Source organism: Streptomyces sp. NPDC001270 (assembly GCF_042896695.1).
Lineage (GTDB): Bacteria > Actinomycetota > Actinomycetes > Streptomycetales > Streptomycetaceae > Streptomyces.
In genome coordinates, this window is record NZ_JBIAXM010000002.1 from 220,051 (window position 1) to 241,080 (window position 21,030).

A 21,030-nucleotide genomic window follows, 5' to 3' on the forward strand; every position below is an offset into this window, starting at 1 on the left:
GTCACTCCGGTTGCCTGGAGTCGTGGGTGGACAGGGACAGGGCCTGCGTGTCAGGGCCATTCGGGAAGGTCCTGCGGGCGCAGAGTGATCAGGTCCGTCTCGTCGGGAGCCGTCATCTCCGCCACCCGGTACGCCTGGCGTTCGGTCAGGGCCTGGAAGGTCTGGCGGGCGGTACGGCCGTTGCCGAACCGCTCGCCGCGGGGTGTCGCCTCGAAGTACGCGGTGAGCGCCTCGCGGGCGGAGTCCGTCAGCCGGTACTGGTGGCGCTCGGCGTGGTGCTCGACGATGTTGACCAGTTCCGGAGTGGCGTAGTCCTCGAACAGCAGGGTGCGGCTGAAGCGGGAGGCCAGCCCGGGGTTGGAGTCGATGAAGTGCTCCATCTCGTCGGGGTATCCGGCCACGATCACCACCACCGAGTCACGGTGGTCCTCCATCAGCTTCACCAGGGTGGCGATGGCCTCGTGACCGAAGTCGTTGGAGCCGGCGGCCGGGGTCAGCGAGTACGCCTCGTCGATGAACAGCACACCGCCCATCGCCTCCTCGAAGACCCGCTGGGTCTTCGGCCCGGTGTGTCCGACGTACTCGCCGACCAGCGAGGACCGGTCCGCCTCGACGAGGTGTCCGCGGTTGAGCAGACCGACCGCGGCGAGGATGCGGCCGTAGAGCCGGGCCACGGTCGTCTTGCCGGTGCCGGGGTTGCCCGCGAAGACCAGGTGCCGGCTGAGCGGCGGCGCGACCAGGCCCGCCTCCTCGCGGCGCCGGACCATCTGCATGAGCTTCACCAGCGACGAGACGTCGTGCTTGACCCGCTCCAGGCCGACGAGCAGGCCCAGTTCCGCGAGCAGGTCCTCCAGGCTCTCCTCGGGCACTTCCGCCTCGCCGTCACCGTTGCCCCCGCCGGACCCGGCGGCGCCGCCCGGCGCGGTGGCTTCCGTGCCCCGCGGTGTCGCCACCGCGGTCTTCGCGGTGGCCGGGACGGCGGGTCCGGCGGGGGCTGTGCCCGGGGCCGGCCACTCCGCGTTCTTGACGTCCCGTGAGGCGCAGCCCGCCACCTCGGGACGGGCGCCCTCGTCCGCGCTGAGGTCCTCGCCGGTGTCGGTCACCAGCAGGTTGCGCAGCACCGGCCGGGCCTCGCCGCCGACGTGGACGGCCGGATACCCGGTGGCCGACAGGACGCAGTCCTCGTACCGGCCCTTGCCGCCCTCGTCGACGAACAGGCCGTTCTTCCCGGTGTCGGTCACGGTGGTGCGCACCACCGTGGGAGCACCGTCACGGGCCACCACCAGTCCGGAACCCGCGGTGCCGGACACCGCGCAGTCGCGCAGCGCGGGCGTCGCCTTCTCGGCGACGACGACACCGGCCGTGCCGGCGCCGCTGACCCGGCAGCCGGTGAACTCCGCGGCGGTGTCCGGGCCGCAGGTGATGCCGGCACGCTCGACGTCGACGATCCGGGTGTCCTGGACCTTGACCCGGCCCAGCGAATGGGCGGTGACGCCGTTGCGGCTGTGCCGCACGGTCATGCCGTCGACCGTGGCCGCCGCGTACCCGTCCAGGTGCAGGCCCGACAGTCCGCAGCCGGTCAGCCGGCAGTCCTCCACTGTGAGCCGGCCGCGCTCGGCGACCCCGATGCCGTGCTCCGGGGTGTCCTCCACCCGCAGGGCGGTGAGTTCGGCCTTCGCCTCACCGGCGACGTGGACGGCGCTGTAGGCCGATTCCCGCACGGTGCCGCCGGTGACGCGGATCTCGGCGCGCTCGCCGACCAGGATGCCGTTGCCCTCCGCGCCGCGCACCGTGGTGTCGGCGACGACCGCTCTGGCGGAGCCGCGCACCAGCACGCCGGAGGCGCGCGGGTCGTTGATCCGGCAGTCGACCAGTTCCAGCCGGGCACTGCCGTCGGCCGAGACGCCGGCCGCGCCGCTGTCCCGCACGGAGCACATCGTCACCAGGACGTCCCCGGTACCCGCGGCGAGGATTCCGGCCGCTCCGGCTCCGGTCACCTCGCCACCGGTGATGCGCACCCCGCCACTCTCGTCGTCCTCCGCGCGCGGGGCGGAGCCCAGCACCCGTACGGCCTCGGCGGCGGCGTCCTTGAGCCGGCACTCGTCCAGCGTGACCGCCGCCTGTTCCTCGACGAGCAGCCCGTTGCGGCCCGATCCGTCGACGGCGCAGCGCCGGACCACCGCCGTGGCCCCGCCGCGGACCCGGATGCCCGAGCCGCTGACGGAACGCACCGTCGAGTCCGTGAGGTGTGCGGTCGCGGCACCGGACACGACGACGCCGGTGCCCTCCACGTCCGTGACGAGGGAGTCGGTCAGCCACACCGTGCCGGCGGTGTCGGCGTGCACCCCGGCCAGCGCCGCTCCCCGGACCACGCTGCGGGTGACCCGCAGCGAGGCCGCCCGCACCGCCTCCACCCGGCCGCCCGCGATGTCGCACTCCTGGAGTTCGGTGGTGCCCGCGGTCACCAGCAGCAGCGGCCGGGACGGGTCCGCGCCCAGCACGGTGACACCGTTCAGCGTCGCGGAGGCGGACAGTTCCAGCGCGGGCACGCCCGAGGTGACCGGCGTCAGCCGTACGGTGCCGGGTCCCTCTTCGGCGACGAGCGTCACCGTGCGGTCGATCAGCAGGCGTTCGGGATAGTCGCCGGCGGCGATCCGGATCTCGTCGTGGTCGTCCGCCGCCCGCACCGCGTCGGCGATGGTGCGGAACGCGCCGCGGCGCGCGTTCGGCCGTACGTGATGGATGGCGGGACTCACCTGTCGCTTCCCTCCGTGGGCGTGCGGTGTGCTCCGGGCTCGACGAACCCGGGGTTGGTCAGGTACCGGCCGACCGGACGGCCCCCTTCCAGACGCTGCGCGCCACGGATGTACCGGCTGTCCACCCCGCCGGGGTAGAGGACCTCCGCCCGCTCGGGGTGCGGACCGGCCAGGTCGAGTGTCGCGTCGGCGTCGACGCCGCCGGGCGCGGCGATGTCGTACCGCCAGCCGTACCGGCCCAGCAGTTCGTCTGCCGCGGACGCGTCGGCCGCGGCCCGCTCGCGCAGCCAGCCGATCTTCCGGGTGGCGGTGACCCAGGCGCTGTCGGGGACGTCCCGTCCGCTCACATGTGTCGCCACGTGGACCAGCGCGTCGCCCGCGGGCCGCAGACCGTCGGCGAACACGGCGGCGGGGCGTTCCGCTCCCGCTGGGCCGAAGACGTACAGGTCCTCGCCGTCGTCGGCGCGCCAGTGCAGCCCGCCGCTCCAGGGCGCGGCCTGGAGCGCGTTCTCGATGTGCTCCCCCGCCGCGACGGCGATGCGCGGTGCCGGCGCGGCGCCGGGTGCCGGGGACGACGACGGCAGGGTCAGCGGTGTGACCGTCACGGGCTCGCTCTCACCGGGCAGATACCAGTGCCAGGCGCCCAGACCGCCGTCCGCGGTGGGTGGCACGAAGGAGCCCCGGAGGCCGAGCGCGCCGTTCTCGATGGCGTACGCGGAGGTGTGCGGGGTGTCCCCGTTGCGGCCCCACATCGTCCACCGCGGGGTGCGGGCGAGCGGCTCGGGGTGCTGTTGCCTGACGGTCTCGAACGCCTCGGCCGGGGTCGGGTGTGCCGACCCGGACGGCGACGCGGACACCTCGGCGACGCCGGGGACCGACGCCCCGGACGGCTCGGGTGTCCTCACCGGCACGGTTCCCTCCTTGGCGGTGGCATGTGTTTCGGTCGCGACCATACCTTGCACAGGTGTCTGCTCCGTGGGTGAGGTGTGTGGTGCGACCGCTTCGACCGGTTCCGGTTCCTCGGTGTGTGCTGTCAGAAGTGTGTCATCTCGGCCGGACACCTCGGGAGACGGGGTTGTCCGGGAGTTCGGGGCGGGCACTGGGTCGGGTACCCGGGTCGGTACGGCGGCAGGTGTCTGCCGGACCGAGTGGGACTTGGAAGTGTTCCCGTGCACAGACGTGTCCTCATGCACAGAGGTGTCCCCATGCGCGGTGTCCGCCGGGTGTCCGGTGCCCAGGGTGATGGGCCTGTACTCGGGAGTGCCCGGCCGGGTGAAGACATGGCCCTGCTCGACCACGACACGTTCGGTGATCTCCGCCGAGGGCACCGAGAAACCGGCCAGGACGACGCCCGAGACCTCGGTGTCCGTGCCGCCGCGGTGGAACGTGAACGTGAACCTGACGTGGCCGTCGTAGTGTTCGAGCGGGGTCGGGATCTTGGCGTTGCTGAAGGTACGGCCGCCGGTGACCTGGTCGCTGCGGGTCCGGCGGCGGAAGCCGCCGCCGAACGTGAACGCCGCCCCCAGCTTGTTCTCCAGCGCGCTGGTGACCGCGCCGAGCTGGCCCAGCAGGAGGAACTGCCGCGAGTGCAGCCCGCGCCGGGTGAACAGGCGGTACTTCTCACCGGTCAGGGCCACTTCGGCCCTGGGTTCGGGGCGCACGTGCGTCAGGCCGACGATCTCCGCCCTGGCCGACACCCACGCCTCGCTGCCGTTCACCCGGAACGACTCGCCCCTCAGCTCGCCGCCGCGAGTCAGCCTGGGCAGCTCGGCCAGCAGGCGGTCCTTGGTGAACTCGCCCATGACCAGTTCGCTCCGCGCCGTTCCGGCGCGGGTGGCGTCCCGCCAGGCGCCGCCGAACGCCTTGCCGCCCTCGCTGTCGAGCAGGCCGCGCAGCGAGTGGACGTCGGGCAGGTCACGGACGAGCTGGCCGCCCGACATGCCGTCGGTCAGCAGCGACTCCGGCGGCTTGGGCTGCTCGGTCCTCGGGGGCACCTGGCCGGGGCGCTTCGGCGGCCGGGGCCGTCCGGCGCCCGGCTCCGGGGCCGCGAAGCGCGCCAGGTCGGGGCCCGAGACCCGGACGGCGTCGGCGCTCGGGATGACGGCCTGGAAGCCGATCTCGGCCTCGCCGACCCGGCGTGTCCGCACGCCGAAGGTCCTCCTGGTCATCGGGGCGAAGCCGAGCGTCCCTCGGCCGGTCCGCCTGGCGTCGATCGCTTTCTGGATGCGCGCGCCCTGCTCCGCGAGCGCCGCGTCGAACTCGGCCTTCGCCGCGTCGAAACCGCGCCGCAGGGGATCGTCCGTGCTCTGGGCACGGCCCGCTGGGTCGCCCGCGCGGACCTCGTCACCTACGTCGCCGCCCGGCAGGTCCCGCGCCGGACCCTCGGCGCCGGACGTCCCGTGCGCGTCGCCGCCGGGCCGGCCGGTCCCCCGGGCGTCGAGCTGTTGCCGGAGGTCGGCGACCTTGTCGCGCAGCACGTTGAGATCGGCCTGCGCCTCGACGGCCTCCTTCGACACGTGGGTGTCGACGCCGCGCCCGAAGGGCCGCCAGCGGTCACGGAACTCGAAGTGCAGCCGGGCCACACCGTCGAAGACGCTGCCGGGGACCTTGGTCTTGGTACCGGCCGCGGAGCGGACACCGGACGAAGAGTCGGCGAGGCGCTCGGTCTGGGTGGTGTGAGCCAGGGTGCCGCCGCCGAAGACCTCGGCCGGCGAGGCGCCGACCGGGTCGGTGGTGCCGACGACGGTCACGTTGGTGCCGTCGGAGGTGATCTGCGGCCCGCCGGGGCCGGTCTCCGTACGTCCCCCGCCCACGCTGTCGAGGGTGGCCGAATTGAACTCGGTCGCCTTGGTGTTGGCGGTGTGGGTCATCTCCTTCACGCTCGCGCTGATGGCCAGTTCACGGCCGTTCACGCGGACCACCCAGGGCTGGCCGGACATCATCGACTTCAGCCGGCGCTGGAACTCGGACGCGGGCAGGCGTTCGATGAGCTTCGCCCGTGCCACCTGCCAGGCGGCGCCGGAGCCGAACACCTTCGGCCCGTTCACGTCCAGCTGGCGCAGTACGTCCTCCACCAGGTTGGCGGTGGGAGCGCCGTCGGCGGTGTCCGCGCCCGGTGCCCGGTCCACGCGCACCGGGCGGGTGTCGAGCACGACGTCCTCGGCGCCCAGGCGCAGCGACTCGGCGATGCGGTCGGGAACCCGGTAGTACTGGTCGGGCCGGTGGGCCGCCCCGGTCGCGGGGTCGGCGGGCAGGTCACGGACCGGGAAGGCGAACTGTCCGTCGTTGGTGACGGTGAACGTCCGCTCGCCGCCACGGCCCGGCAGCGCGTGGGAGACCTTGACCTGGACGGTGTAGGTGACTCGGCCCTTGAACAGGGCGGCCGGTTCGACGGTCTTGTTCTTGGCGACGGCCCCGCCGCGGACGTCGACGCCGTGGCCGCCGACGGACTCCTTGTGGTGCACGTGGCCGAGGGTGAACGAGACGTGCGGCGTCTTGAACCCGGCCCGCTCCCACAGGGTCCGCCGTACGTGGGTGTCCTTCTGGACGGCGGCGGCGGTGGCGGACTCGGTGCCCAGCTCGAACTCGAAGGTGTCCTCGACCCGTAGGTACTCGGTCATCCTGGCGTCGGCCGCGGTGATGTGGATGTCCGCGGTCACCGGGCCGGCGCGGAAGGTGCCGCCCCAGGTGTCGCCGCCGGTGAGTCCGGCGGTCCTGGGTTGCAGGGCGATCGAGTCGAAGAACTGGCCCACCTCGGCCTCGACCTGGTCCCAGCGGTCCCCGAACGTGCCGGAGAGCTGCTGCTTCAGCTCCTTGACCACGCCGTCGCCGGGCAGGTCGACCACGATGTCGCCGTTGCCGATCCGTCCGGATTCGGTCACTCGTAGCGGGGGCCGGACGGTGAGGCCGGGCCGAGCGGCGTTCGTGGCGGGTGCCGGCGCGGGCCGCGTGGTCGTGGCGTCCGCCGGCGCGGGGCGGACCGCCGGGCCGTCGCCGGTGCCGTGCGGGGTGCCCGCGGCGGGGGCCGGACGGTGGAAGACCTGCGGGCCCGCCTTCGTGACCTCGTACCGCTCGGTCCGGCTCTTGGGGATCGCGACGACGAAGCGGACGTCGGTACTGCCGCCCCGCGCCGCCGGCCCCCCGACGCGCCCGACGTGGGCGTGGACGCCGACCGTGGCGATGTACACCGTCATCGGCTCGGGGTACTTGGCGCCGGCCACGCTGCTGTGGCCGGCGGACACCCCGCTGCCGATGCGGTACCGGTGCGCGACACCGCCGCCGGGGGCGTGCACGGCGAGGGTGAAGTCGCCGGCGAGTTCCGGCTGTACACCGCCCTGCGCCAACTGACCGTGGCTCACGGTCGATCCCAGCCGGCCGCCCAGTTCGCCGGCGACATCGCTCAGCAGGTTGATCTCGGCGGCGTCCAGGGTCCGTACGAACTCCAGTGACTCCAGTCGCCCGTTCAGGGTGAACTGGGCGTTGGAGCGCAGCGGCACGGGCAGCGGGGTGCTGCGGGCGGTGCTGCCGCGGGTGATCTGGGGCAGCGTGGCCGCGAGTTGCTCGCGGGTGGTCATGTCGTGCCCGGCCGGACGTATGCCGGGCCAGTCGGGGCCGAAGCTGTCGCGGCCGATGCCGTCGACGAGATCACCGAGCCGGGGCAGCAGGGGTGCGCCGACGGCGCGTTCCTCGCCCGCGAGGACGTCGATGACGACCGTGTGGGACGGCAGTCCGTCGTCCCAGACCGCGGCCGACGGCTGCCAGGCGTGGTCGCCCTCATGCAGGTGGGGTGCCTCGGTCCGGCGCGGCCCCGGGGGCCGGGTGGCGGCGGAGAAGGCAGCGGGTTCGGGGACCGGCCGGGCGTCCGCCGCGTCCACCAGGACCTGGAAGCCGACCTGGGCCCGTCCACCGCGCGCCGGGCGGACCGGCCCGCCGGTCGTGTCCGGCGCGGCACCGTGCGGGGCCGGGGCCGCCGGGTCCACGCCGTCGGGGACCGCCTCCGGCGCGGAGCCGTGACGGGTGACGGACGGGCCGCCGTGCGCCGCCCCCGGTGCGGCGCCGTGAGCCGTCGTAGGTGCGGCGCCTTGAGCCGTTGCCGGTGCGGCGCTGTGGACTGACGCCGATGCTGTGCCGTGGGCCGACGCGGATGCTGCGCTGTGGGCCGCCACCGATGCGCCCGGCGCCGCCGGCTCCGCGGCGCCGAGGGGATCGGCGCGGTGGACGAAGGAGAGCGTGGCGACGCCGTCGAAGACGGCGCCGGGGACCTTCATCTTGACCGCGGTACCGGTACGGACCGACTCCTGGCCGATCAGGGCGCCTTCGCGGTCGAACTCGGCGTGGCCGACGCCGGTGACGGTGGCCGGTCCGGCGTGCAGGTCGGCGCTCTGCACGTTCATCGTCGCCCGGACGCCGTGCTCGGAGCCCTTCGTACGGGTGTGGACGCGGGTGACGTCCGAGCCGGTGTTGAACTCGGTCCTGTCGGTGTTGCGCAGGTGCTTCATCGCCGAGACCTCGGCGGTGACCAGCAGGCTTCCCGCGTCCGGGCCCAGGTCGATCTCCAGCGCCTCGCCCGCCGTCAGGCCCTTGAGCCGGTACTGCAAGAAGTCCAGGGAGCCGAGGCGGTCGAGGACCGGTTCGCGGACCCCGGGCCAGCCGTCGCCGAAGGTCTGCTTGCCGTAGGACTCCAGGGAGCGGGGGTCGTCGAGGCTGCCGAGCAGGGCCTTGTGCAGGGTGCCGGAGACCCGTTCGCCGTCGGCGTCCACGAGGAACAGGTCACGGACGGTGTCCATGCCGCCCAGCGCAAGGGTCTGCTCAATGCGGGCCGGCGGCAGGTAGTGCCGCATCTCGGCCGGCGGGCGGACGTCGGCCTCGGCGGTGGCCACGGGCACCTTCGTCGACACCTCGACCCGGCCGGCGCGTCCGCCGTCGCCGGTGCCCAGGGGCAGGTGCTTGCCGAAGGTGGTGGTGACGGCGGAGAAGTCGAACTCGAATCGGACCTCGACGTCGAGTTTCAGCGCCGCCTCGGGGGTCTTGGCGCGGCTGAACAGCCGGCCGCTGGAGACCGTGCGGTGCGATGCGGAGCGGGACCAGTTCGAGGACAGGTATCCCGTCAGGTCGGTGTGTGCGGCGGCCTTGCCCTTCACCAGCACGCCGGTGGTGACGGCGGAACGTGTCTCGCGCTGGAAGCCGTCGCGGACCAGGGACTCGCTGCCGTCCTCGAACTCAAGGCTCTTGAAGGCACCGTCGGTCTCCGCCTTCGTCACCTTGGCCCGGACCGTGATGTCACCGCTGAAGCCGGCCACGTCCATGGTGAGGGTGCGGGACTCACCGCGGGTCAGGGCCGACAGCGACGGCCAGACCTCCCTGCCGAGTTGCGTCCGCAGGTCGGTACGGAGGGTGTCGCGCTGGGCCGGGGTGAGGATGTCGTCGAAGTGCGCGACGAGGTCCCGTGTGACGGTGCCGGCGGCCTCCTCGGACGGCAGGACGCGGTCGGCTCCGCCGATCTGTCCGCCGGCTGTCATCCGGACCGGAGCCCGCGGCGACGACTCGGCGGCCGGTCGCGGCGCGGGAGGGGTGCCCGGTGCCTTCCCTCCGGTCCCGGACAGCTGTGGGCTCGCGGCCGGGAGCGGGTCCGGGGCGTCGGGCACCTGCCGGACGGCGTCGCCCACGGCCCCGGGAGCGTTCGTGGTCTCCGGGACGGGGACGTGCTGCCGGGGCGCGTCGCCCGGTGCGTGCGGGGTCTCGGGAGTGCCGAGGTGCTGCGGGCGGCCGGTCTCCCCCGGGACACCTCGCTGCGGCCCGGACGACTCCGGCGACACCGTGTGGACCGCCGTCGGTGCGTCCGGATGTCCGGGGGACGGGACGTCGTGGCCGGCTCCCGGTGTCCCGACGGAGTGAGGTGCGGTGAGGTAGTCCACGACCTTGTCGACGTCGCTCTGCGCGAAGCCCTTGACGTGTTTGTCCTCGACGGGCTTCAGATTCCTGACATACGGCCGGTCACCGCCACCGGGCACCCAGTTCGGGTGCTCGAACCGGTCGGTGAGGTTTTTGAGTTCCGCTTTGACGTCGTCGGGGAACTGCCCCTTGTACAGCGCTTTGTACTTTGCTTCCGTCAGGGTGCGTACGGCCTTGTCCGCGAGGACGATCTGGCCGGAACGGGTGGGCGGGTGATCGATGACGATGCGCTCGTAGCCGGGAGCAAGGCCGTGGTCGGCGGTCCGGCCGGTCCCGTCCACCGCGTGCCACTTGGCCATGCGGGCACCGCCGTTGCTGCCGGCTTCCTCCAGGTAGCGAACCTGGTGACCGGAGAGAGCCAGCGCTTCGAGATTGCCGCTGCGGAAACCGAGATGCCTGAGATGACCGTCGCTCGCCCGGTTCAGGTACTCGAACAGCCGCATCTGGCCGATACGGGTGTGGCCGCCCCAGGTGTCGAGTCCCTTGGGCTGCTTCCAGAACGCGGTGAGGTCATGCACCTCAAGACCGGAGTCCCGGAAGTGCTTCGCCATCGCGGGGAACTTGCTGGGACGGCCGGAATGGGCGGAGGCGTCTCCGGCGAGGATGACAAGGGGGCCCTGCGGACGGTCCGTGGTGCGGTGGTTCAGGCTGTCCAGGATCTGCGTCATGCCGGTGTGGCTGGTGTCGTGCTCGACGTGGATCTCCCCGCGCTTGCCACTGAACCGGGTCCACAGGACGACGACGTCGCGTCCGGCCACGTCGGGCACGCCCCGGTCGGTCAGCCAGGAGCCGACCGCCTGCTGCACGTCGGGCGTGAAATGACCGTCGTCGAGTTTCCACGCCGTACGCAGGGTCTCGCGCAGTTCGGGACTGAAGTGCTTTCCGACCAACGTCGTCGCTGCACCCACCGAAAGAATCAGCTGGTCGTCGAAGTCCTTCCGCCGGGGCATCTTGTCGGCATCGACCGTCGGCAGCACATCGGCATTGATCTCGTGCCACTGCTCCCTCTTCAGATCCTTGGTCTGCTGCCCCTCCCCCAGTTCCTTGACCAGAACACGGCTCGGATCGATGCCACTGGCCAGATAGAAGTCGTGGATGTCCGTGCTGCGGTCCCGGAAGTCCTTGGCGTCGCGTATCAGCAGCAGGCGCAGCTCGGGATCGGCGTGCAGGGCGGCGGCGACGCCGAACTGGTCGCCGGTGGCGTACCCGTTCTGGACCAGCATCGTCCGCAGCCGCGGGTCGACGGACTTCGCGTGCTGTGCCGCCTTCGCCGCCTTGTCCGTCTGCGCTCCCTGCGCCTCCTTGACCATGGGGGCCTTGCCCTTCGGACCCTTGCCAGGCGCCTTCATCCCGCTGTCGCTCTCCTCGGGACGGCCGGTGTGCGCGGACGGCTGCGGGCGCGGCGCCCCCGTGTCGCGGGCCGCGGGCGAGTCGGTACGGGCCGATGCGGACGCGGCGTCGTGGGTGCTCGCCGACTGCGCCGGTGCGGGCAGTTCCGGCCGGGCTTGGTGCGGCAGGAGGACCTGGCTGCCGTGCTCGGTCAGCAGCAGTCCGCCGTTCACCCTCTTGACCAGGCCCTTCCCCTCCAGCGCCTTGGAGTGTTTGTCGAAGGCCCTCTTGGTGAGGCCGAAGGTCTTCCCCGACTCGGTCGGTGTGCTGAGATCGCTGTGCTCGGCCAGGCCCCGGGCCACCGGCACCATCTCCTGCGCGGCCTTGTCCCCGAAGAGGGTGGAAAGCGCAGTGTGCAGACGTGTGCCCTCGGCCTCGAACAGCGCGGATGCGGAGTTCTCGGCGGCGGGTGTCGTGGACCCGGACGGCTTGGGTACGGCGGCCTCGGGGACCGGAGCCTTGGCGGCGGGGCCCTTGGCAGTGGAGCCCTTGGGAGTCGAGCCGCTCTGCCAGTTCGTCAGCTTCGCATCGATCTGATCGAAGAGTTCCTGCCTCTTCCGGAGCAGTTCGACGGCCAGGTCATGGCGCTCACCCGTCGAACCTTCCTGGAACTTCTTCGTCAGATCGATCGACTGCTGAGCGTATGTCTTCGCGTCCTTCAGGTGGTCCTTGCCCTTGCCGGCGTGGCCGGTCGCCTTGCTGTTGTCGGCCTGGCGCAGCGCGTCCGACGCCATGTCGTGCTGCTTGCCGGCGGCGCGGGCGACAGGGTCGATGGTGCCGTCGGCGAAGTAGCGCCCGTCACCGTGTTCGTTGAGGACGTGCAAGGGCCGCGGCATCCCCTGGTGGACCACCGCGTTCATCGGGGTGATGGGCAGCCCGGAGCCGAACTTGGCCTCGGGCCGGAAAAGCTGGGAGACGACCTTGCCCAGTCCGTCCATGTCGAGCCCGAGGACGTGGGCCGGGAAGGCGCCGCCGATGCTGTCCACCTCGCGGATGACCGACAGGGCAAGGGCCTCCACCACGTGCTCCCCGTGGAACACCTCCTGCTCGAAGGTGACCGTGCGGGTGATGCCGTTGTTCTGCGGATAGGTCTGGGTCCACTGGGCCCGCTTGCCGATGTCGGTGAAGCCCTGGTCGTACCGCGCGGTCCGGAAGACCTTCGTACCGTCTCCCAGTTCCGGCATCGTCTTCTTGTCCAGCGACAGTTCCTGCATCGTCTTGCGGTCCAGCGGATGCAGCTGGTCGTGCAGCGACACCCAGCCGCCCTGGTCCTTGAGCACCTTGGCGTCGAAGACGACGGTGGTCGGTCCGTAGCGGCTGTCCATGGCTCCGTCTCCGACCTCCATGCGGAAGAAGACGAAGTCGTCGTTGCCCAGATTGCTCGTGTTGTTGGCCGAGCTCTTGCCGGAGGCCAGGTGCTTCACGTTCCGACGGGCCAGGTCGCCCTGGGACGACATCACACCGCTGTTCGCGATGGCGTGGTAGGCCGGTGTGGCATGTTTGATGCGGTACGGAAGGTCCAGCAGCCTTTGTTTCAGGGCGAGGAGGGCCTGCTGTTGGCCGGGGGATTTCCCTGCGATGAGATGGTCGATCTCCTGGCGCAGATTCTTGATGTTCTCCTTGGAGAGGTTCTCGACGAACTTCTCCTTCTCCCTGATCTCCTGGCGCAGGTTCTCCAGTTCGGTCCGCGAGAGATCATGTGCGGGCGTCTTCGGCTTGGACGTCAGCGTCTCGATGTCGCCGAGGACCGCCTTCCACTGACCCTCGGTGCCGGGGAGCACCGCCTGCCATTGCGTTCCCGTCGGGACGTCGGCGTATGCCTTGCCGGTGCGGAACTCACGGAGCCACCGCGGGGCACCGCTCCGCAGGACCTTGGCGGCCCGGTAGGTGTTGAAGTCCTTCTCCAGCCGTACCGCCTCGCCCGGTCCGGCCTTCCGGATGGCGTCCTGCGCCAGTTCGACGAGGTGGCCGGCCGCCAGGACCAGAGGTCCGTGTGCGTTGCGCAGGGCGTAGCCGCCCCCCAGCCGCGAGGCATCCGTGATGAACCCGCCGAGCACCCCGTCCAGCATGCTGACGGACGAGCGCAACCGGTCCACATGGCTCTGGACCTCCGCGGATGTCAGCCCGTCGGAGTCCGTCGCTTTCCCCTTGCCCTTCCCTGGCGTGGGGTTCTCGGGCGCCAGGATCTTTTCCAGCTCCGCGGTCTGGACACGTATCTGGTCGACCTGCTGCTGTACGTCCTGGCCGCGCCAGATGACCTGATCCGGGCGGGGGTCGGGGCCGCCGAGCCCGTCACGGGCCCTGATGTCGAGTTCACGGGCGTGCTGCTGGAGGCGAACGGCGTGATCGAGGTCGGCTGCGGCGGCGAACGTGTCGACGAGGCGGCTCAGCTCCTGCTGGGAGTGCGTACCGGCAGCCACGAGATCGTTCACCGCGCTGTCCAGCGCGTGCCAGGCAGTCGCCGTGTTGGCGGTTGCCGCGTCGAACTCGGCCTCCTTCACCGTCAGCTTGCCCTCGGCCGCGGTCAGGTTCTTTTCCTCCGACTTGACGGCGTTGTGCGCACTGTCGAGCCGCCGCCGCCCCGCCTTGTCCAGTTCAGGCAGGCTTCCGTACGTGGCCTGTTCAGCGGCCAGCTTCTCCTTGGCGTCCTGGACCTTGGCCTTCACGTTGTCGCGCGCGGCGGTGGCATCGTCCAGACGCACCTTCGCGGAGGGCACCTGGCCCGCCTTCTTGGTGTGCTCGGACAGCAGCTTGTCCAGACGGTGCGGCTCGCCCGCGCCGTGCGGGGACGCCTGATGCGCACCGGCGACCGCACGCGGACGCTCCTTCAGGCTCTGCGTGTAGAGAGCCGACAGGTCCCGGTCCAGACGGCCAGGATCAAGACCAAGCCTCGCCAGGTCCTGCTTCGCCGAGTCGAGGTCGGCCTCCGCAGCGGACAGATCCTGTCGGAGCTTCCGCTCATGTGCGCTCGGTCCGCTCGACCCACCGGCGTGCGGCCGCTCGCCTCCCCCTTGCTTCTGAAGCCTGCCGACGTCGTTGCGCGCCTGCGTGAGCCTCCCCCACGCCTCCACACGAGCGTCGTGCAACGGATGCTGCGAACCGCCGAACAGATCGTCGATCCGCTTCGCATCCGCATCCGCATCCTGAAGACGCTGCATCTCATCCGGCGTCAGCCGTCCGGCATCCCCCACGCCCTGGGCGGACGTACTGCCGTCGGCATGGGCACCCGAGGACGAGCCGGAGCCCGGGGGCGGCCCGTCCAGCGCATCCAGGTCCCGGATGCCCGACAACGAGCGACTGCCCGTGGATGTCGACGTCTGCTGCTTGAAGACAGCCGGATTCACCATGTCGGGCCGACGCTCGCCCTTCAGCCCCGCCGACGGTCCGACCCGACCGGCATCATCCGACGCCGCTGCCTTGGAACCCTGCACTGCGGGCACGTCATGAGCGTCTGCCACGGCCCGCTCCGGCACCTGCCCGCCGACCACGGCCTCGGACACCTTCGGCTCGGAGACAGCGGCCTTCGAAACCACCGACTCCGACACCTGCGACTCGGGGACAACGGCCTTCGAAACCACCGACTCCGACACCTTCGGCTCGGAGACAGCAGACACAGCGGGCACAGCGGAGTCGGACGTCTTCGGCCCCGACACCCCAGACGTCGACACCTCGGCCCCAGCCCCCTTCGGCCCGACAGCCTTGACGTCGCCCGCAACCTTGACGTCAACGCCCTTGACGTCAACGGTCTTCACGTCAACGCCCTTGACGTCAACGGACTTCACCTCAACGGTCCTGATGGCGGCGGTCTTGGCGCCGCCGCCCTTGGCGTTCCCGCCCTTCGGCTTGCCGCCCTTGGCCGGCTGCCCCTCCTTGGACCCGGATGCCTGCCCCTTCACGGACGCGTCGCCGTGGAGTCTCCTGACCTCCGTCTCCCAGTTCTGCTCCAGGTGCGTGACCTCCTTGAGGAAGTCCTCCCGCTTCTTCAGGAGACCATCGACCAACTGCTGGCGGGCCGGGGGACTCCCGGCCTTCCACTCCTTCGTCAGGTCGATGGACTTCTGCACAGAGACCTTCGCGTCCTTGAGGTTCTGCGCGATGTTCTTGGTGCTGTTCTCCTGCACACCGTGCTCGGCCGACCGGAACGCGTCGTCTCCCGCATCGAAGTGTTTGCCGGCCCACCGCCCGATCGGGTCCATCGTCCCGTCGGGGAGGTACCGGCCGTCACCATCAGGATCATGAACATGCAATGGCTGCGGGCCGACACCCAAAACCTTCGACTCACCCGCCGAAAGCTCATCCAACGCCTTCGGCGTGATCGGAAGGCCGGAGCCGAACTTCGCCTCCGGACGGAACAGCTTCGACACCAGCCGGCCGAGATCATCAGCCGACATCTTCAGCACGAGATCCGCGTACTCGGAACCCATGTGAATCACCTCGCGCACCACCGACAGCGCGAGAGCATCGGTCACATCACCACCATGGAACACCTCCTCCTCGAAGGTGACCGTCCGCTTGATATCAGGCTCCGCACTGCGCGGATACGTGTAAGTCCACTGTGCGTGCTTGCCGATCCCGGTAAATCCCTCGTCGTACTGCGCGGTGCGGAAGACCTTCGTCGTCGATTCGCCCCCCGGCGCCGACTCTCCCTTCACCTCAAGCTTCTGCATCGCGGGACGGTCCAACGGATGCAACTGGTCGTGCAGGGAGACCCAGCCCCCGTGCTCCTTCAGCACCTTCGCATCGAACACCAGCGTGGTCGAACCGTAGCGGGTGACCATCTTCTCGTCGCCGACATCCATGCGGAAGAAAACGAAATCGTCGTTGCCCAGGCTCGACGTGTTCTTCACCGAACTCTTTCCGGACGCCAGGAACTTGACATCCCGTCGCGCCAGGTCTCCCTGGGAGGACATCAGCCCGCTGTTCGCGATCGCGTGGTACGCGGACGTCGCATGCTTAATCCGGTACGGAAGCCCCTGTAGATCCGTCAACAGTCTGCGGACATCATGCTCCCGGCCAGGATATTTCTTCAGCAGGTCCTCAAAGTCGGAATTCAGCCTCTCCAGATTCTTCCGTGACAGATCACGAACAAAGTTGTTCTGCTGTTCGGGCGTCAACTTGCTCAGATCGCCGAAATGCCACAAGTCCGTCCTTTTACCCGGCAGTACGGCCTTCCACTGGGTTCCCGTCGGAACCTCGCCATACGCCGTGTCGGAACGGAACTTCCGCACCACCTGGGCCAGATCGTGGAAGTCGGCAACGGCCTTCTCCATGCTGAAGACATCCTTGACACGCACCACCTCACCCAGCGATGCGTCCTTGACCGCCTGTTTCACCCGCTGCGCGAGCTTGCCCGCGGTGAAGGACAACGGACCGTGCTCCGCACGCAGCGCGTAAGCGCCACCCACCTCGGCGGCGTCCTTGATAAACCCCTTCTCCAGCATCGACCCGAGATGCCCGGCCGACTCGCCCAGAGCCGTTGCGGAACTCTTGAGTTCCTGGGTCACCTTCACCTCAACGGAAGTCGTGCGGCCCGACTTGGTCACGGGACCGACAAGCAGCTCCTCCAGCTTCGCGGACTGCGACCGCACCTTCGCCGCCTGCTGTTGCACATCCTTGCCGGACAGCGACATCTGATCCCAACGGACCGGACGACCGGAATCCAGTGCTTCCTTCATCGCAAGGTGCAGATCGCCCGCATGCGCCCGCAGTTTTTCCGCGACATCCAGGTGACCGGCCGCAGCGAACTTCTCCACGTACCGATGCACGTCCCGCTGTGCGAGATCACGAGCAGCCACGTGGAGATCCACACCGGCAGCCAGATCGTCGTTGGCCTTCTTCAGGGCATCCCGGACCGTCTGCAAGCCGGACTGCTCCCTGATGTTGTCCGCCAGGGCCTTTTCCTCGGCTTCTTTGGCCCTGGTGTAGTCCTTCTCCGCTTTCGCGATCGCACCCTTATTGGTGCCCTGCTCCACCTGGGCAAGCTTTTCCCTCAGCAGCTGGAGCCTGGCGGCCTTCGCCTCGTACGACTTCCCGGCCAGGGCAGCCTTCGACTCGGCGCTCGGCATGGCCTTCTCCGCGGCCTGAAGCTGCGCCATCAAGTCGTCGAGCTTCGCCGGCTCTCCCGCGGAATTCGACACCGGCCGCTGCACACCGGCCCCGTCCAGACGCGGATGCTCCTTCAGGCTCTGGGCGTGCAGATCCCAGAGCTGCCGGTCCAGGTCCGTGGAGTCGACGCCCAGCTCGTCGAGCCGGCGTTGCAACTCGTCGAGGTTGTTCTTCGCCGCGGACAGGTCCTGCTCCAGCTTCAGCTCATGCGCGCTCGGCCCGCTCGATCCCCCGGCATGCGGCTGATCGCCCCGCACCTGCCCTTCCAGCCGACCCAGGTCATAACGCGCCTGCGTGAACTTCCGCCACACCTCCCGGCGATCACCGGTCAGCGGATCTTGTGGGCCGCCGAACAGCGCGTCGACGCGTTCAGCGTCCAGCTTCCAGAACCGTTCGATCTCGCCCGGCGAGAACGGCAGCGACTTGCCCACCGCCGCGGGAACGCCGGTGCTGCCGGACTTCGTACCGACCGCCGTACCATCGGCGCGGAGTCCGTGCACGGGCAGGGCCTCGGAACGCGTGACACGCGCCGGTCCCGCGTCGCCGCCCGCCTTCGCTGCCGGCACGGCCCCGTGCTCGGCGGCAGTGCCGGACATCCGGCTCGGTCGCGGCCCGGGGATACCCAGGGCGTCGAGGTGCCCCTCGATGGTCTCGGCGTCCATGCCGAGCCGGGACATCTTGCCCTCGGCGATGTCCAGGGCGACCTCGGCCTGCTGTACGTCGAGTTTGGCGGCGGCCTGGTCGACGTTCTCGGAGGGCCGGCCGAGCTTCCCACCCGTGAGGTCGAGTTCACGCCTGGCGCCGGCGAGCTTGGCGCTCGCCGCCTCGAACTCGTCCCAGGCGGCCAGTCGCTCCTTGCCGGTCTTGCCGGTGACGCCGCCGGTGACCGCCTCGAACCTGCTCAGCGGCCCAGGCTTGCCACCTGCGGTCGGACGCGGCTTCGGGGCCGGGGCGGGGGTCGGACGCAGGGCGACGTGCTCGCCGACCAGCACCGCGCCCGAGCCGTCGTCCAGCGAGCGTCCGACGCCGGCCAGGTGTGCGTCGGGCCCGGTCCTGAGGTGGGTCGTGGCGGCCACGCCGGCGGTGTCGCCGGTGCCTTCCCGCCCGCCGAGCAGGTCGAGGTCCTCGCGGGCCGACACCCCGAGGTGGTCGCCCTGCGCGGTGACCGAGGGAGACTCGGGTTCTTCGGCCAGCCGCTCCGGGGAGTTCAGGCTCCTGGTGCCGCCGGAGAGGTCGTCGAGGTCGCGTGCGGCCTTCTTGACGCCGCCGCCGACGGAGTGTCCGATCGGGCCGCCGGTCTTGACCCCACCGGTGGCCGCGGCGCCCGCCGGGCCGGTCTTGACGTCGGCGGTGACCGAGGACGTACCCACGGAACCGACCTTCATGTCGGCGGTGACCGAGGACGTACCGACGGAACCCGCCTTCACCTCAGTGGTGACCGAAGACGTACCCACGGCACCGGTCTTGATCTCGACGGCGGGCGACGAGACCGCCGCACCCGCCTTGGCCTCGACGGTGACCGGAGCCGTACCGGTCGCACCCGCCTTGACGTCGACCGCCGCACCGGCATGGACGTCGACCGCCGTCGCCTTGATGTCCGCCGCCGGAGCATGGGTGCCCAGCGCACCGGTCTTGATGTCCGTCGCCGGAGCATGGGTGCCCAGCGTGCCGGTCTTGATGTCCGCGGTCACCGGCGTCGTGCCCACCGACCCCGCCTTGGCGTCGGCCGTGACCGGGGTCGAGGCGGCCGAACCCGTCTTGACGTCCGTGGTGACGTGGCCGGCCGTGGCCGCGGGAGGCGGCGTCCGGAGGCCGTGGGCAGCACCGTGGGCCGCCACGAGGTCGGCCGTGCCGAGGGCCTGGTGCACCTCGGGGGCGACGACGACCTGCTTGCCCTCGCCGTTGGTCAGGCCCGAGCCGCGGTAGTCCACGTGCAGCGTGGTCGGCGTGCCGTTCTGCGCGCCGACCTGCATGCTGATGCCGTCGTGCGTCATCCGGATGCCGGAGATGTCGCCGTCCACGATGCTGCGCAGTTCGGGGATGCCGAGCGCGTGGAAGTCCTCGACGTGGCCGGTGGCGATCCGCACCGAGGACATGGCGTCGCTGAACGACGCCGACAGCCCGGAGCCGGAGGGCGTCAGGTCGCCCCGCAGGGCGTGCAGGCCGCTGGAGCCGAGGTCCGAGAAGCCGTGCCCGCCGGTGAGGTTCGTCCCGCCCAGGTGGGTGGGCAGCGGCTCCAGCAGGCCGGCGGCGGTGCGCTGGAAGCCGGTGGCGTGGTCGAAGGCGGCCAGGTGGTCGACGGCGTCCAGACCTCCGGCGTTCGCCATCACATTGCCGACGGAGTCCAGATGAGTGCCCCCGTTCAGCGAGTGCAGGGACGTGAGGCTGGTGTTCATGCCGCCGATGTCGGTCCCGAGGTTGATGCCGTGCAGGCCGCCCAGTCGAGAGTCGATCCCGGTGTTGAGGCCGTGGAGACCACCGGAGTCGAAGCCTTGCAGGGCGCCGTGGCCGAGGCCGTTGAAGGAGGCACCGGTCGGCAGCCCGGTGAGGCCGCCGTGTCCGCCGGTCAGCGCGCCGACGTGCAGGGCGCCGCCGAGGGCCGACTGCGGCAGGTGGGCGGTCGGGGTCAGCAGACGGGTGCCGAAGCCCATCTTGAAGGCGCCTCTGAAGCCGGCGCCGAGTTCGAAGAAGTCCACCGGCAGCACGGCGCCGAGCAGGAAGCGTCCGCCGAAGCTGACGGGATAGACGGCCACCTTGCCGATCGTGGTGCTGATGCCGGCGGTGGCGACCTGGAAGTCGGTGCGGAAGGTGTTGGCGAGCAGCTTCAGACCGGCGGCGGTGATCTTGACGCCCTTCATGGCCAGGTCGGCCATTCCGCTCAGTCCGCGCAGGACCAGCCCGGGCAGCGCCGTCACTCCGTTGTAGATGTTCTTGATGGTGATGCCGCTGGTGAGGAGGTGGCCCAGGGTGCCGCCCAGGTTGGTCACACCTGCGGAGAGCGACTTGGGCAGGTTCTTCAGCGCGTTGAACACGCCTTTGGCCAGCGCGCCGACGTTGATGCCCTTGGTGGAGGGGAAGAGGATGCCGACGAAGGCGAGCACCACGTCCAGGATGCTCGCCTTGCCCTCGGCGAACTCGACGAGTGTGCCGATGAAGACGACCATGCCGAGGCCGAAGGCGAGCAGGCCGATCCAGCCACCGAAGATCGCGCCCACGATGGCCAGGATGATCTCCAGGATGCCTATGGCCTGGAGGAACAGCTGCCAGCCACTGAGCGGCTGGCGGATCAGGTGCTCGGCTTCCGTGAGCCTGTGCTGGTACGTCCTGACGGCGGCGTTGTAGTCGTCCTGGGCAGCGTGGGCCTGGTCCTTGAGGCCGGCCAGCTGCGGATCTTCCTTCGACAGTCCCTGAGCGGCGTTCAGCGCCTGCTCGGTCCTGGCCTGGGCGTCCTCGACCGCGGTCCGGTAGACCGAGGTCGCGTCCGCCGCGAGGCCGAAGGACTGGCCGATGGCGTCGATGAACTGCTTGAGGTGCCCGTCGATCTTCTCGCGCAGCGCCTGCGCGGCCTTGCCGACGAAACCGTTGCCCGAGCCCGTCTTGTCGAGGATGCGGTTCAGACCGCTGGTGACCTCGTTGCCCAGCGCCTCGGTGTCGTGCAGCGCCGACTGGAAGCTCGCCAGGACGGTCGGATCGCCAGGTGTGGGGTCGCCGTGCATCCCCAGCACACTCCAGTCCTCCGGCCGTGGCATGCGCACTCTCCGTACAGTCGAACCGCCCCATGACGCGGGGTGCGTGGGGGTGGTTGGTTCACACGTATCACTCCATCGTA

Annotated in this window: 2 protein-coding genes; both read right to left on the reverse strand. The window is 70.5% G+C overall.

Features of this window, described 5'->3' with window-relative positions; translation table 11 throughout:
* Positions 1-50: 50 nt before the first annotated feature.
* Positions 51-2,756 (reverse strand): right-handed parallel beta-helix repeat-containing protein, encoded by a 2,706-nt coding sequence (locus ACFY2B_RS04910; RefSeq protein ID WP_390761722.1) that lies wholly within the window; start codon positions 2,754-2,756, stop codon positions 51-53.
* On the reverse strand, positions 2,753-20,950 hold the full coding sequence (locus ACFY2B_RS04915; RefSeq protein WP_390761723.1) for a hypothetical protein: 18,198 nt from the start codon (positions 20,948-20,950) through the stop codon (positions 2,753-2,755). The genes ACFY2B_RS04910 and ACFY2B_RS04915 overlap by 4 nt, the downstream gene beginning before the upstream one ends.
* Positions 20,951-21,030: the final 80 nt, after the last annotated feature.